Consider the following 14,604-nt stretch of genomic DNA (forward strand, 5'->3'; position numbering starts at 1 on the left):
GATGCAAGGTGCTCGATGATGGGCCCAAACGCTTCTACTTCGGTGAAAAAGCGCTCCGTGTCCTCCCCGCAAAATATCGCGGATACCGACAGGCGGAAGATGACCGCCCGTAACAGCATTTCTCGGTAGTGGCTGTCATCCGGCAGCAGACCTAGATCTGAGAGCGGACATCCCTGCCAGGCGATGCCGTCGCAGACAAGAATCGCTTCAGCATACGCCTGCGGGGCAACTGTCGGGGAAAAGTCGATGATCAGCGGACCGAGGGTCTCATCGAACAGGATGTTCCCGGCCAGATCGCCGTGGATCAGCTGAACGGGATACTCCCCGCTTCTCTTGACCTTTCCGAGCAGGCCCGCCAGGAAATCCCTCACAGGGAAAGGGAACCCGGCTGGGAGCCCTTCGATCTGCCACGCGATCCGGTGGCCCTGGGACCAAGGATGGTCCGGCTCCGAAAACCCGTCATAAGGAATGCTGGCCAGATCCCGGTGGAACAACCGGGCGACCTTAAGCTTTTGTTCCAAACCCCCTTGTACTTCCGTGCCCGGCTCGAACCGGCTGCACGTCCATCCATCGCTGACAAAAGACCCGTTCCGTGCCGGAACCGGCCTGGATACCCGGTATCCGCGCGGCTGAAGACCGTGCATGATGCCAAGCACCCACTCGTCATGCTGTTCATTTTCCGAGGGTTTGAGAACCGCGTCCTGTACCTTCACCGATGTATTTTGCCCGCCTTTGAGAGGAACCGCCTCCCCTTGAAGCCCGAACGACTCCAGAATTTCCCTAGACAAAAGCATGGCCTCTCTCACCTCCCTTCACCCTTCTATCTTACTGTATGGCAGCGATGATTTTGACCGGATTTCGCCTCCGATGGCCGTTCCTACTCCCCGCATTTCACCAGCTTTCTCCGATCCTGATCCCAACGCCACACAGGACGGTCACCGCTCAAATGAACGCCTCCATACCACCGGTCAATGCCGCACCGTTCCAGGTAATCCTCCCCGCGTAAAACCCGGGCCCCCCATTCCGTGATCTGGACCTTGCTGTCCCGGAAAGACGGAGAAGGTCCCGCATAGCCCGGAAAGGCTTCCGCCCCCTCCAGCGTCAGCAGCGGACTTGGGCCCTGACACAGGCTGCGCAGAGCATCCCAATACTGCAGGTCGCCCATGCCCAACCCGTGCAGCCGGTCGCCGATCTGCCTGAACAGGTCCAGCGGCGAGTGAATCCCTTCGTTCACCTTTTCCAAAGTCATCTGCTCCACGATCCCCAATCCGTTATAAACGGAAGGATAACGGGACAGGTGCAGCTCAAACGCCTCCCGCACGAACGGAAGCGCCGAGGTATCCTCCTCCAATAGCTGCTGGAGCTTCATCGGATCAGGTGAGGTGTATGCCTCCCAGACCCTGCTCCCCAGCTTCAGCTCTTCCGCTCCGATATGATGCCACGTTCCGGACAACGTCTTCAGCTGACTGGCCGTTAACTGACCGAGTCCGCGGAACAGGCCGACTCCCGGATAATCTCCGATACAGAGCAGATTCAGCTTCGTCCCGCCAAGGGACTGCCGTCCAAACCAGTGCAGCAAATAAGACAGCATCGTTTGGTCAAACAGGTCATGCTCGAACCACAGCACGATTTCGTCATACTGCCGGAATCCGGCCAGTTTTTGCTCCTGCTCTTCGCAGTTCCGGATATATTCATCAGCCGGGATGCCCATGTCTTTCTCAAGGTATCCCGCGCGGACCGCACGGCTCTCCGATTCCGCCGGCTCCAGAAACACCGGGCCTTCCGAATATACCTCGCGCCATACGAGGATATCCCCCTGAACGACTCCCTGCTTGAGCGTCTCGGCGACCGTATCGCCGTTAACAATATGCAGCATGCGTTTTCCTCCTTCGTGTAAATGCTTGAATACATGCGCGAAATCAGCGACCGGCAGCGTGCCCCTCAGCTTGCGGCGTGCGTCGAACAGCCGCTTTTTGAGCGTCGTCACCGGCGTTGCCGCATACTCCGAAATTTCCTGCAGACTATAGCCGTGAAATAAAACAGCTGGACCGCCTCCCGCATGCCGGGCGATAAGGCCTGGATCGAATCGTGAAGCATCCGGTACAGCTCCTGCCGCGCCACGACCTCTCCGATATCCGGCTGGTCGGGTGCAGTCACTTCCCCTTCCTCCAGCGCGGAAGTCTGCGGCTTTCTGCGAATCAAGCGATAGCACTGGCGATGCACAATCGTCCGCAGCCACCCCGGAAAGGCGTCCGCTTGCTGCAGCCGGCTAAGGTGGACGAATGCTTCCGCAAACGCCTCCTGCACCGCTTCCTCCGCCAAATCGTGATCCTGCAGCTTTCCGTATGCGGCCGTATGCGCCATCGCATAATACTGCCGGAAGAGACGGTTTAGCGCATCCCCGTCCCCCTGCCGGGCTTGTTCAATGATCTGCCGCACACCCACTCTCCTCCCTTTGATCTTGGTTTCAACCCTATAGTGCAATATCAAATCCGTAAGGTTACATGAGCCTCGGAATATTTTTTAAATATGCTGAACCTGTTCGGAAAAATCGCCTTAACGCGGCGTGACTGCTGCTCTCGTATTTACATTATATCGACTAGATCGGCTGACCTCAGGTGGAAGTGAGCTCCCGTGCTCCATTCCCGTCACCGAACGCCCAGGCCAGGAATAGGCTGGTGTATACCATTCAACGATTGGAGCGAACCGCATGCCTCAATACGTACCGCCGGTCACCATCCATACCGTCACCTTTACGGCCCCCGGCACGGTGATCCACTATCCGCAGGTAACCGGGCTCGCCGACAAAACGGCCGAAAACAAAATCAACTCCACGATCATCCGTACGATCCAGGACATGCAGCGCGCCCAGCAGGCGGTCCAGACGGGAAGCCAGCCGGAAACGACCGGAAATTTCGAGATCAAAACGAACGAGCGCAGCATTCTCAGTCTGGTGCTGAGCAACTACACCTATTCCACGCCGATGGCGCATGGATACACGATCGCCAAGGGATTGACCTTTTCCATGCAAACGGGGAATACCTACACCTTGTCCAGCCTATTCAAACCGGGCTCCCCCTACCAAGCGGTCCTGACCGCTGCCGTCAAGAAGCAGGTCCAGGAGCGGAATCTTCCGGTACTGGATGCGGGGAGCATCACAGTCGCGCCTAACCAGGATTTCTACCTCGCCGACAAGGCGTTGGTGCTCTTTTACCCATTGTACGCGATCACACCCTATTATGTCGGTATTCCGATGTTCCCGATTTCGGTCTATGATCTGCAGGACATCGCCGCTGAAAACGGCCCGCTTACGATACTTGCCGCAGATGTCGTGTGAAGCAGCGCCCCAGGTGACAGGAGCTGAGCGGCCGGCCGTGATCCATTTTCGCAGCCTAAAGTCACCCGATATCTAAAGGTTGGATACACCGAAAATACAAAGAGCCGCTTCCGTATCGTCCGATAGACGAAGGAGCAGCTCTTTTACACGTAAGCCTGCGTTCATGGTCACTGTGATACATGTGGCACACAGCATCCCTCTTACTTGACGCCGTTGTACACAAACGCTTTAATAATATGCTTTTGCGCCAGGAAAAAGGCGGCCAGAATCGGCGCGACCAAAATGACGTTGCCGGCCATCAGGATGTTCCAGGTGCCGCCGCCCTCGACCTCGCGGATTTTGGCGATGCCGATCGGCAGCGTTCGCGCCGTTTCGTTCGTCGTCATGACGAGCGGCCAGAAATAATCGTTCCAGTGCGCGATGAAGCTGAACAGGGCAAACGTCACAAGCACCGGTTTCACCATAGGCACCATGATGCGGACGATGATTTTCCATTCCTTGGCCTGATCCAGGCGGGAAGCCTCCACCAGCTCCTCCGGGATCTGCCGGAACGCCTGCCGGAGCAGGAAGATGCCGAACGCGCTGGACGCGAACGGGAGGATCAGCCCGAGATGGGTGTTCAGCAGCTTGAAGGCGCTCAGCTCCAAATATACCGGCAGAAAGATGAGCTGGGTCGGGATCATGAGCGTCACCATGACCAGGCTGAACAGAAAGCCGGAGCCGACAAACCGGTATCTGGCAAATGCGTACGCAGCCGGAATGATCGTCAGCATCTGCAGCAGCAAAATGCTGACCGAAATGACGGCGCTGTTCGTGATGTAATGCAGGAACGGCCCGGTTTGCCACGCGGAGGCGTAATTGCTCCATACCGGATTCCGGGGAATCCACTCCGGCGGGAAGATCATCGTCTCCGGCAGCGTTTTGAGGGAGGTCGAGAGCATCCAGACAAACGGCATGGCAAAGATGAGGACCAGCAGCAGCAGCGCCGCCACGTTCAGCGCCTTCAGCAGCAGGACGGCCGCGGAGCGCAGAAGGGCAGGTCTGCCAGGCGCTTCCAGCATGCGTCCTCCGGGAACGGCGACGGTATGCCCGTCAAAGGCACGGTTTGCGGGTTCCACGCGGTTTTCCCCCTTTTCTAAGATCATAGAAGCAGAAGTCGTTACCGGTTAACGGTAATGAACACGGCTGGACAGCAGCCGGAAATAGACGATGGTCAGGATGCCGACGATGAACAGCAGGATGACGCCGGCCGCTGAGGCATACCCGATTTTGAAGAAGCGGAAGCCGGCCTCGTAGATGTAATACACCAGCGTATTGGTCGAGTTGACCGGGCCACCCTGCGTCATGATCGCGATCGTTTCAAACACCTGGAACGACCCGATCAAATTGATGATGACGAGGAAAAAGATCGTCGGCGACAGCATCGGCAGAATCAGCCGCGTGAACGTTGTCCACGGCCTGGAGCGGTCCAGGGAAGCTGCCTCGTAAATATCCTGCGGGATGCTCTGCAGTCCCGCGATAAACACGAGCGTGTTATAGCCGAGCCCTTTCCACACGGCCACGATCACCAGGGAGATCAGCGAGGTGCTCGGATGGGACAGCCATTCCAGCTTCCCGAAGCCGAACAGGCCGATCACCCAGTTCAAGAGCCCGTATTCGGGGTCCATCAGCCAGCTCCACAAGAGCGAAATCGATACAAGCGAGATGATATGGGGGCTGAAGATCGCCCCCTGTACCAGGCCGTAGAAGAAGCCGCTGCGGTTCAGCCAGATCGCCATGAACAGGGAGAGTCCGGTCGTCAGCGTAACCGTCAGCACCGTATAAAGGGTCGTGTTCGACAGCACCTGGCGGAAATCCGGCTCCGACAGCAGATCCACGAAGTTCTGGATGCCGACGAACGTTTTTGTCGGGCTGACGAAGTTCCAGTCGAACAGGCTTAAGTACATCATGTAAAAAATCGGGTAGATAAAAAACATGGCAAAGACGATAATTGCCGGCGCGACCATGCTGTACGGGCGCAGCCGTTCCCAGACCGTCATGCTACACCCCTCCTGCTATCAGCTGCTGCGAGGAGGTCTCCTCGTTCGCCGCGCCCGCCGTCTGCACCCGGCTGCCGTTCAGGCTGAAATAATAGAGATGCCCGTGCGGTACGGCGATGCGCACGCGCTCCGCTGTCACCAGCGGCTTCAGAAACGTTTTGACAAAGAACGCTCCCGCCTTGGAACGGATCTGATAGATGTGCTCCGCCCCCAGGCTCTCCCGCGTCAAGATGTCTCCTTCGAGAACAAGCCCTTCCACCGGTCCGTCCGGATTGATCTGTGCATGCTCCGGCCGGAAGCCCACATGGTAGGCTCCGGACTCGGGCTGGACGCGCAGCCCCTTGATGTCGCCGACCTTCATGATGTTCATCGCCGGCGTGCCGATAAACTGGGCGGTGAACAGGTTGGCGGGCTGCTCATACAGCTTCATCGGCGAGTCCGCCTGCTGGACCGCCCCTTCGTTCATGACGACGATCTCGTCGCCCATGGACATGGCCTCGACCTGATCATGCGTCACGTAGACGAAGGTTGTGCCAAGGCGTTCGTGCAGCTGGATCAGCTCGGTCCGCATCTGGTTCCGCAGCTTCGCGTCCAGGTTGGACAGCGGTTCGTCAAGGATAAACACCTTCGGCTGCTTCACCATCGCCCGGGCGAGCGCCACGCGCTGGCGCTGGCCGCCGGAGAGGTTCTGCGGCTTCTTGTCGAGGTATGGCCCGAGTCCGACGATTTCCGAAATGTCGGATATCAGGCGCTCCCGCTCCTTGCGGGAAACGCCGCGGTTTTTGAGGCCGAACTCGATATTGCCCCGGACTGTCATGGTCGGGTACAGCGCGTAGTTTTGGAACACCATCGCCACGTCCCGCAGGCCGGGCGGCGTGTCGTTCACGCGCTGGCCATCGATGAGAATATCTCCTGCGGTCTGTCTTTCCAGCCCGGCCACCATGCGCAGCGTCGTCGATTTGCCGCAGCCGGACGGCCCGACCAGGACGGTAAACGAACCGTCCCGGATCGTCAGGTTGAGGTCCTGAATTACGGTTTCTTCCTTGTATTTCTTGCAAATGCCGATCAGCTCGATTTGGGCCATGCCGAATGCCTCCTTGTTTGGCGGGTCTGTCTCATTGCCTGACAGGTGCTAAGCTTATTTGCCAAGCAGCTTATCCGACTTGGCCGCGGCTTCGTCCAGCGCCTGCTGCGGCGTCGTCTTCGGATCGATAATCGCCTTCTGGATCGCATCGCGGACGATCTTGGCGACTTCCGGATATCCGTTCTCCATCGGGCGCGGTCTCGCGTATTTCAGCTGGTCGACGGCGACTTTATACTGCGGATACTGGGTAAAATGCTCCTTGAGCTCCTCGCTTTCCACCGCCGACGTGCGGGTCGGCAGGTATCCGACATGCTTATGCTGGTAAATCGTGTTTTCCTGGGAGGTCATCCATTTCATGAATTCCCATGCCGCCGCCTTCTCCTCGGCGCTGCTCTTCGACGTCATGACGAGCTGGCATCCGCCTGTCGGCACGCCGTAATCCTTGTTGGCCGGCATGAAGGCCGTCTCCAGCTCAAAGCCGTTGCCTTTGGCGATTTCCAGGCTTTGCGACACGCCGGCGGTCGAGGCGAACTTAAACGCGGAAATTTGGTTCGCCCAATCCTTGTCCGCCGTATCCCCGGCTTCGTCGCCGACCGGCATTTTGATCAGGCCTTCGTTCACCAGCCGCTTCCAGAAGTCCACCGGCGCCACGCCGGCCGCGTTGTTGAAGGTTGCCTTCTTGCCGTCCTCGCTCAGCATCGTGCCGCCGCTCTGGGCCACCAGCGCCTCGTAGAACCAAATATCGACCGGCACCGTCATGCCGAGCTTGCCTTTCTCCTTGAGCACTTTGGAGTACTGCTCAAACTCATCCCACGTTTTGGGCCCGGATGGATCGAGACCGGCATCCTTCAGCATCGTCACGTTCTTGTACATAATCGGAGTACTGCGCATAAAAGGCAGCCCGTACAGCTTGTCGTCCACGTAGGCGTTCCCCATCATCCGGGGATAAAATCGTCCAGCTTCAGCTGGTCCTTGTCCTTCTCGGCGTATGAGGTCAGGTCTTCAAGCATGCCGGAATGGGCGAACACGCCCGTGGAGGCAATTTCCAGATCCGTGACCGCCGGGGCGTCCCCAGCCGCAAAAGCCGCCTGGACCTTCGCATGAAGATCATCGTAATTCCCCTGATGCTCGGCGACCACCTCGATCTTGTCCTGGGACTCATTGAACGTTTGGACCATATGCTGCTTGGCTTCCTCGATCTTGTCGCCGAAGGCGTACCAGTACTTGATGACGATTTTTTTATCCGGCTTGGCCGCTGCCGCTTCCGCTGTCTCGCTGCCGGCCGCCTTCTCGGCTCCGCCGCCGCATCCGGCCAGCATGCCCGTCATTACCGCAGACAGCGTAAGCAGTGCGATCTTTTTCTTGAACATCGATTGATTCCTCCACCCTTGAATTTGGTTTATGTTTGCAGTACAACGACGGCTGCAGCCAAAAAAATAAAGAAACCCGAATACCGCCGAGCAGGAACGCTGGCATAGCGCTCTCTCGACAGATCAGGTTTCTCCATAACTCCAACCGTTCTATTTACTTGTCGATTTCATCATAAGGGACAACTATTAACGCGGTTTATGCGGAATATTAACGGGACATCAAATGATCTTTCTTCTCCACAGCTCGGGACGGGATGCGGAAATGGCCGTCGCTCCCTGGTCCAGGCACTCCTGCGCGTGGCTGTGCTCATACAGCAGGCCGCCGGTGATGATCGGGACTTCCGTAAAGCTCTTCACCCTGCGGATCATGTCCGGAATGCGGGCAGGCATCAGCTCGATGATGTCCGGCTCGGCCTGGGACAGGCTCTTCGCGATGTTCTCCAGCCCTTCGCTATCGACGAGAAAGAAACGCTGCACCGTGAGCAGCCCCATTTTTTTGGCGGTTTTGATGACGCTGGTTTTGGTCGAAATGATGCCGACCGGGCGGATGCTCTTGGCCAAATAGTCCAGGCCGTAATGGTCCGTGCTGAGCCCGCCGATTTTTTCCAGATGCATGAACACTGGCAGACCGTGCTCCCGGAATACGTTCACATAGCCTTTGGCGACACCGATATGGCCCATCAGCAGAAAGACGCCGCTCAGCTCATCCCGGTGCTTCAAGGCGATTTCAATGTGGCGGGGGTCTTTGATGGAGGCAATCCGTTTATGCTTGGCGAGACCTTTGAAAAAATGCTCCCGGGTCATAACGTCATTCATGCGTGTACAGCCTCCCTTTCACGAAGGTCGTGATTACTCTATATTCAGATTTGCGGCGCAATCGGCAGCGGGACGAGCAGAGCCCGGTCGTCCTCCATCCCTCTGGCATCCGGATTCGGGCTGAAATGCTTCATATGCTGGTGAAGGAGCGCCATGTGATCCGGCAGCGTCGGGTCCATCACTTCGACCGGTGTGATGCGGATCGCGTCCTCCGCGATATCGACGATCCGGAAGCCCGGCTGATCCAGGCAGGCTGACAGCTGCACAAACGACCAGTCCTGCCGATGGGCGATCGAGTCCATATGCGTATGGCCGTTGAAATAGATGCCAATGCCCTGCTTTTGGTTCAAAATGCTCCACATGTCGATGATGGGATGAATCGAGCCCTTATCCTTCTCCGAACCCGCCGTCGTATTGTATACGGGGTGATGTCCGAAGACGAGCAGCGGCTTGTCGCCCGACAGTCCGACCTGCTCCTCAAGCCAGCCGAGCTGCTCGGGATCGAGCCAGCCGCCCCAGTCCTTAAAATCCATTTCCTTAGCCGTGTCGAGAAACACGAGCATCGCTTGATCCGTGTCGATGGCATGGTACCTCTCCTGGCCCGTCATCTCCAGCACCTCGGCTCTGCGCTGCGCATACAAGTCATGATTGCCCAGTACGTGTATGAACGTCTTGTCCTGGCGGCGAAGCAGGTCGTACACTTCGCGAAGCTCGGAGGCCGTGCCGAAGTTGGTGAGATCCCCCAGCGAAATATACAGGTCCGCTTCCTGCTCCAAAAACTGCTCCAGCACCGTTTGATAGAATGCACGCCGAGCTTCCTTCAGCCCCGGTACCGACTCGTCGATTTCGTGGTAATGCAAATCACCCAACAGCGCCAATCTCATCATTTCTCTCCTCCCGGCTTGTTCGAATTGGATTTTTCCTCCTTCATCTTATCGATGGATTGTTTCCGATCCGTTAATTGGGAAGGCTGATTATGTAAAATTACGGTTAATCGATTCGTGTCGTCCCCGTGTTGTTGGGGTTCGCCTCGTCCTGAGTCACCCGCCGAATGATGTTTCCGCTCTGGTCATAGCCCGTAATTTCGAACTTCGTACCCTGTGACGCATCCAAAAACACGTAAAACAATTTGAAGTTTTGCTCGATGGGAATGATCTGCGCCTGCTTCTCATAGCCGGTAGGGTCCTTGACCACGATGCGGCTGATGTCGGGATGCAGAGCGATGCCATAATACATTGGAAAGGGAGAGCTGCCGAATTCCGTGCCCTCTGTCCCAGGCATGTACATGGCAAAAAAGCTCTCCTTCCGAGCCTCGGCGTCGGAAAGCCCGGGGTGATAGTTGGAGGCTCCGAAGCTTCCCCCATAGCCCCACCTCCAGCCTTTTTCGATTTTCTTTACATATTCTGCAACGATGGTATATCCTCCGCTGGGTGTCTTCCGCAGGAAAAAAGCCACCTCCCCGTCAGCAACCGGACGCTCATCGATCATATAGGACACGTATCCCTCGCCCCGGATCTTCTCAATCGCCTCCACCACCGTCAGGCTCCCTTCCGCTTTCCTGTCTTGAAGGCCGAACAACTTTCCCTCGAAGGCGTAAATAACGACCAGGATGACCGCAGCCAGCACCAGCAGCATAATCAACCTGTTAGCCCACTGTCTGACCATGAATTCCCTCCTTTCAAACGTCCATCTGCATACACGGCGGCGCCCAGCATCCCGGCCCTGTCCCCAAGCTCGGCCTGCACGATGCGGCAGACACCGGCGGACAGCTGCAGCGCATGGCGGGCTACCGTCTCGCGCACCGGGCGCAAAAGCCGCTCCCCGGCCGCGGCCATGCCGCCGCCTACAATGATCATTTCGGGATTCAGCAAATTGATGGCGTTCGCTAGTCCATATCCAAGCAGTTCTCCCGTCTCATGCATGACTTCAATAGCGAGCGCGTCCTGCAGGTCATAGGCGTCCGAAATGAGCTGTGCCGTCATTTGCGAGTTATCGTTGCCCGTCCATTCCTGAATGACGCTCTTCCGTCCTTCTGCCAGCTTTTCCGCAAACGTTCGGACCATGCCCACCGCGGACACGTAGCGGCCGAGGCAGCCCGAACTGCCGCAGCGGCACGGCCGCCCTTCCCTGTACATGTTCATGTGGCCGATCTCGCCTGCGCTCGAAGACGTGCCGTAGACAACCTTCCCCTCATAAATCATTCCCCGAGCCCAGTCCGGTTCCCAGAGTAATGAGCATCAGGTTCCTGCAGCCCCTGCCGGCGCCAAACCGCCACTCCCCGTACATGTTGACGCGAACATCATTATCGATGAAAACCGAAAAGCGAACTCCTCCCGCATCCGGTTTACGACGTGGATATTTTCCCATTCCGGAAAGTTGGGAGACAGAATCGACAGCCCTTCCCGCGGATCCAGGAGCCCCGGAATGCCCATCCCCATGCAGCTCACGTCCATCGGCCCGATTCCCGCTTCCTTCATCAGTTCATGAACGATCCGCTTCATCCGGTTCAGCACATGGTCCGGCCCCTTGTCCGCTTCGGTGGCATCCATTCTTTCCGCGGCGATCCTCCAACCGGCATCCGCGTCAAATACCGCGGATTTGATACGGGTTCCGCCGAGGTCCATGCCAATGACAAATTTGCTCATGCCTTCCTTTTCCTCCTCCGGAAATCCTTGGTCGCTGACATAAACCTATCATAAACGACTTCGGTCCGGATATGAATGGATCTATAGCATTCTTTTCCAGATTTCTCCTCAGCAGGTTGCTCTGTAATGGCATCAATCGCCGCGGTTCTGAATCTATCAGCACCTTCCGGACCGCCATATTCATAGGCATTAAATCGTAATCTTTACGTATAGATAAAATGGGAGAAAAATTCACGCTTGGTACAGGCCGTATCTCTGGGCCTGCTCTATATTCGACAACGAGGATAAAGGAGATGAATCGCACATGGTAACGCCCGTCATCATATTAAGTGGATTTTTGGGAAGCGGCAAAACGACGCTGCTGCTGTCCGTGCTCAAGGAGTGCTCGGCCCGGGGGCTGACCCCCGGCATCCTGATGAACGAGCTGGGCAAACGGGATGTGGATGGAACGATTCTGGAGGAACAAGTGGGGGTTCAGGTGCAGAAGCTGCTGGACGGATGCGTCTGCTGCAGCCGGAAAAGCGAGCTGCCGCAGGGTCTATCCACCCTGCTGGAGCGGTCGCCCGACGTCATCGTCATCGAGCTCACCGGCGTAGCCGATCCCGAAGAAATCCGCCGCACCCTTCTGGAGCCGGGGCTTGCCGGCCGGGTACGGCACCATTATACGGTGACGATGCTCGACGCGGAGAACGTGCTGGAGTTCAACAGCCGCTTCTCCGCCGACAAAGAGCTGGTCCGCACGCTGCGCAGGCAGATCGAAAGCGCCGATCTGGTCGCAGTCAACAAGCAGGACCTGGCCGCCCCGGGCACGATCGGCAAGATCGAAAGCATGATCCGTAAGCATAATCCCGAGGCTGCGATCGTATACACAGAATATAGCCGGATTGACCTGTCCAGCCTGCTGGAAGGGATTGACCGCCGCCAAGGGTCCAAGGCATCTGCTGTCTGGGCTGGTGCACAGACCACAGCGCAGGAGGCGCTGAGCAGCCAGGCGCAGCACAGGTTCGGTGGAGCTGTTGACCCAGCCGCATCGCATGCTCACCACCTTGCCCATAACGGTCACGGTGCGGGATCTGCGGCCACTGCCCACGCGCATGAAGGGCATGGCGGCCACGTCGGGCATGAACATCATGACGAGACGGCCTCTTTTTCCAAAGTCAACACCATTACGCTGACCTTTCCCCCGGCAGAACATAGCCAGGCTTCCCTGTCCAGGGATCGGCTGGAGGCGTTCTTTCGTGATTGCGGAGACGCGCTTCTTCGTGCCAAGGGGCATGTGGCGCTCGCCCGACATGAACCGGTCCAGCTCGTCCAGTATGCCGGGACGCACACCTTCTGGGAAACCTCCCGTTACCCAGGCGCACCGTATCTCGTCATGATCGGCCTGAATTTGAACGAGGCGCGGCTGAAGGAACGCTGGTCTGAACTGTTTCGTTAAGCTTCATTATTCCTGTGGAAGGAGCTGATCCCGCCATGACCACCCTCTCCCCTTTTAAAATCGTCCCGCTGCTTCTTCCCGCCGCCTTTCTGATCATCCTGCTCGTCCTGTGGCTGCCGGAGCGCATCGAGCTGCTGGATAACGTCTATATGGACACGTTCAAAACCAGCTTCGTCGGCATTCTGCTGGAGGCGCTGCCGTTCGTTCTGGCCGGGGCGCTGCTCTCATCGCTGCTGCAAGTGTTTGTGCCGGACGAGGTTCTGTCGCGCTGGATTCCGAAGAAGCCGGTTCCGGCCATCCTGTTCGCCTGTCTCCTCGGCGTGATCTTCCCGGTGTGCGAGTGCGGCATGATCCCGCTCGTCCGCCGGCTCATTCATAAGGGCATGCCCGTATATGTCGCGATCGTGTTCATTTTATCCGGACCGATCATCAATCCGGTCGTCTACGGAGCCACCTTCATGGCGTTCCGCAGCCATCCGGATCTCGCATACGCCCGGATGGGACTGGCCTTCGCCGTCTCTTTCCTGATCGGGCTCATCGTCTACGTTACGGTAAAAAAATCGCCGGTGAGATGGTCGATAGAGCGGGAAACCGGCGGGAATGCTCATCTCCATGCCGCACGTGGCGGCCGGCTGGCGTCGGTATTCGTCCATACGTCGGACGAGTTTTTCGACATGGGCAAATATTTGATCATCGGCTGCCTGCTGACGTCGGCCATTCAGACGTTTATGGTCCGGGAAAGCCTCTCCGCCATCGGCGGCCATCCGCTGGGCTCGTATCTGTTCATGATGGGGCTCGCCTTTGCGCTCTCCCCGGACGCAGCCAGGTGCTGTGCAACTGCGATCACCGCCTGCCCGCCGGCTTTATGAAAAGCACCGGCCTGTACGGCCTGTTCGTACTCCCGCTGCTGCTCGGGTTTCTGCTGCCGGATAAGGCCCTCGGCAGCATCGCCGCCGCCAAGAAGGGCATCTCCCTCTCCTATTCCGCGATGGAGCCGGAGAAGGCTATTCCCAGCGCATCCACGGTGCCGAACAAGTCAATTACCAGCGCCCCCACAAATCGGGATACGACCGTCACCTTCGAGACCTCCGATCCGTATGCCAAGGAATTCGCCGAGCTCGCCAAACTGCTGTACGCCCAGCCCGTCATCCCGGTCTACCCGGCGATTTACTCCGAAACGTTCGGGGCGATCGAGATGTTCAAAGAGCAGTTTGAAGGCAAGGAAATCGCCGTATCCGGCTTCGTCTATCGCGATCAGACGGGCGGAGCGAGCGGCCCCTTCGCGGTCAGCCGCTTTTTGGTGCAGTGCTGCACGGCGGACGCCACCCCTTTCGGCATTATGGTCGATCCCAAGCAGAAGCTGGCCCTGCCGGCCGATTCCTGGGTCAAGGTACAGGGCAAACTGAAGATCGTGTCCCAAGGGGGCAAGAATCTGATCGAGATCGAGGCTTCGCAAATCACGCCAATTGTCCAGCCCCAGACCCCTTACATCTATACGAGCGCTGACTCGGTCGCCGCCTGGAAAGAACTGCAGAAGGACGCTGCCAAGGCAAAATAGCAGGAAATGACCGACAAAAAAACCAGAAGACTCCGGAACGATGCCCGAGTCTTCTTGGTTTGGAGTTTGCGTAAGAGTATCTATTTCTGTCATCCATGCTTTCTGCAGGCGCTTGCGGCCTGCGTTCAGCGAAGCTTCGCAACCTCGTCGCGCCAGCGGTGCTGCGGCTGCCAGCCGAGCAGGCGCTTCGCCTTCTCGTTGCTGAGCAGGGTCTCATGCCCCGCCAGCGGCGCGCGGATGTCCGTCACGCCGGGATACCTGGCGGCCAGCAGTTCGCGGCTCGGAACCGCCATGCTGGAGTCGTCGGCGGCCACGTT

The 14,604-nt window shown here is 57.8% G+C and carries 16 protein-coding genes and 2 pseudogenes; 4 read left to right on the forward strand and 14 right to left on the reverse strand.

From position 1 onward, the window contains the following. The 3 genes from CPT76_RS03460 to CPT76_RS41200 form a co-directional block, all read right to left on the reverse strand. The coding region (locus tag CPT76_RS03460) for an aminoglycoside phosphotransferase/kinase family protein (protein ID WP_105441937.1) at positions 1 to 794 on the reverse strand (794 nt) is incomplete at its 3' end. 83 nt (positions 795 to 877) lie between these two features. Then, a complete protein-coding gene (locus tag CPT76_RS03465) occupies positions 878 to 1,987 on the reverse strand; it encodes a DUF1835 domain-containing protein (RefSeq protein ID WP_308737507.1) in 1,110 nt (369 codons plus the stop codon). Beyond that, complete coding sequence (locus tag CPT76_RS41200; protein ID WP_308737508.1) at positions 1,984 to 2,439, reverse strand: RNA polymerase sigma factor; 456 nt, start codon at positions 2,437 to 2,439, stop codon at positions 1,984 to 1,986. Before CPT76_RS41200 ends, CPT76_RS03465 begins: the two co-directional genes overlap by 4 nt. Positions 2,440 to 2,710: 271 nt before the next feature. Between CPT76_RS41200 and CPT76_RS03470 the strand changes: the two genes are divergently transcribed. Further along, a complete protein-coding gene (locus tag CPT76_RS03470) occupies positions 2,711 to 3,337 on the forward strand; it encodes a DUF3298 and DUF4163 domain-containing protein (RefSeq protein ID WP_105441938.1) in 627 nt (208 codons plus the stop codon). A gap of 200 nt (positions 3,338 to 3,537) precedes the next feature. On the opposite strand, the gene CPT76_RS03475 is transcribed toward CPT76_RS03470, so the two are convergent. From CPT76_RS03475 to CPT76_RS41850, 10 genes and pseudogenes are all read right to left on the reverse strand, one after another. Beyond that, positions 3,538 to 4,398 carry a carbohydrate ABC transporter permease gene (locus CPT76_RS03475; protein WP_105442000.1) on the reverse strand — a complete coding sequence of 287 codons (861 nt, stop codon included), beginning with the start codon at positions 4,396 to 4,398 and terminating at the stop codon, positions 3,538 to 3,540. Between the two features lie 105 nt (positions 4,399 to 4,503). Beyond that, on the reverse strand, positions 4,504 to 5,376 hold the full coding sequence (locus tag CPT76_RS03480) for a carbohydrate ABC transporter permease (protein WP_076175638.1): 873 nt from the start codon (positions 5,374 to 5,376) through the stop codon (positions 4,504 to 4,506). Position 5,377: 1 nt separating this feature from the next. Further along, entirely contained in the window at positions 5,378 to 6,460 is a 1,083-nt protein-coding gene (locus CPT76_RS03485; protein WP_105441939.1) for an ABC transporter ATP-binding protein, read from the reverse strand. Positions 6,461 to 6,514: 54 nt separating this feature from the next. Further along, positions 6,515 to 7,381 (reverse strand): ABC transporter substrate-binding protein, encoded by an 867-nt coding sequence (locus tag CPT76_RS03490; protein WP_258168048.1) that lies wholly within the window; start codon positions 7,379 to 7,381, stop codon positions 6,515 to 6,517. Between the two features lie 14 nt (positions 7,382 to 7,395). Then, a complete protein-coding gene (locus CPT76_RS38825) occupies positions 7,396 to 7,830 on the reverse strand; it encodes an extracellular solute-binding protein (protein WP_258168049.1) in 435 nt (144 codons plus the stop codon). Positions 7,831 to 8,049: 219 nt separating this feature from the next. Then, positions 8,050 to 8,646 carry a glycerol-3-phosphate responsive antiterminator gene (locus CPT76_RS03495; protein WP_244364508.1) on the reverse strand — a complete coding sequence of 199 codons (597 nt, stop codon included), beginning with the start codon at positions 8,644 to 8,646 and terminating at the stop codon, positions 8,050 to 8,052. A gap of 44 nt (positions 8,647 to 8,690) precedes the next feature. Continuing rightward, the gene (locus tag CPT76_RS03500) at positions 8,691 to 9,533 is read right to left on the reverse strand and encodes a metallophosphoesterase family protein (RefSeq protein ID WP_244364510.1); all 843 of its coding nucleotides are present in this window, start codon (positions 9,531 to 9,533) and stop codon (positions 8,691 to 8,693) included. 103 nt (positions 9,534 to 9,636) lie between these two features. Further along, a complete protein-coding gene (locus CPT76_RS03505; RefSeq protein ID WP_146116140.1) occupies positions 9,637 to 10,311 on the reverse strand; it encodes a hypothetical protein in 675 nt (224 codons plus the stop codon). Beyond that, positions 10,284 to 10,847: an ROK family protein gene (locus CPT76_RS38830; RefSeq protein WP_374954598.1), complete on the reverse strand. Its 564-nt coding sequence runs from the start codon at positions 10,845 to 10,847 to the stop codon at positions 10,284 to 10,286. The genes CPT76_RS03505 and CPT76_RS38830 overlap by 28 nt, the downstream gene beginning before the upstream one ends. Then, a pseudogene (locus CPT76_RS41850) lies at positions 10,837 to 11,291 on the reverse strand (ROK family protein). The gene CPT76_RS38830 and the pseudogene CPT76_RS41850 overlap by 11 nt, the downstream one beginning before the upstream one ends. Positions 11,292 to 11,595: 304 nt before the next feature. Between CPT76_RS41850 and CPT76_RS03515 the strand changes: the two are divergent. From CPT76_RS03515 to CPT76_RS03525, 3 genes are read left to right on the forward strand one after another with little or no spacing between them, the layout of a single operon-like run. Beyond that, positions 11,596 to 12,729: a CobW family GTP-binding protein gene (locus CPT76_RS03515; RefSeq protein WP_105441941.1), complete on the forward strand. Its 1,134-nt coding sequence runs from the start codon at positions 11,596 to 11,598 to the stop codon at positions 12,727 to 12,729. 35 nt (positions 12,730 to 12,764) lie between these two features. Then, entirely contained in the window at positions 12,765 to 13,598 is an 834-nt protein-coding gene (locus CPT76_RS03520) for a permease (RefSeq protein WP_105441942.1), read from the forward strand. Further along, positions 13,556 to 14,287 carry a TIGR03943 family putative permease subunit gene (locus tag CPT76_RS03525; protein ID WP_105441943.1) on the forward strand — a complete coding sequence of 244 codons (732 nt, stop codon included), beginning with the start codon at positions 13,556 to 13,558 and terminating at the stop codon, positions 14,285 to 14,287. The genes CPT76_RS03520 and CPT76_RS03525 overlap by 43 nt, the downstream gene beginning before the upstream one ends. A 125-nt stretch (positions 14,288 to 14,412) precedes the next feature. Here the strand turns inward: CPT76_RS03525 and CPT76_RS03530 are convergent. After that, a pseudogene (locus CPT76_RS03530) lies at positions 14,413 to 14,604 on the reverse strand (NAD-dependent epimerase/dehydratase family protein); the annotation flags it as partial.

This window comes from Paenibacillus sp. AR247 (genome assembly GCF_002968895.1).
In the GTDB taxonomy this organism is placed as follows: Bacteria; Bacillota; Bacilli; order Paenibacillales; family Paenibacillaceae; genus Paenibacillus_AQ; species Paenibacillus_AQ favisporus.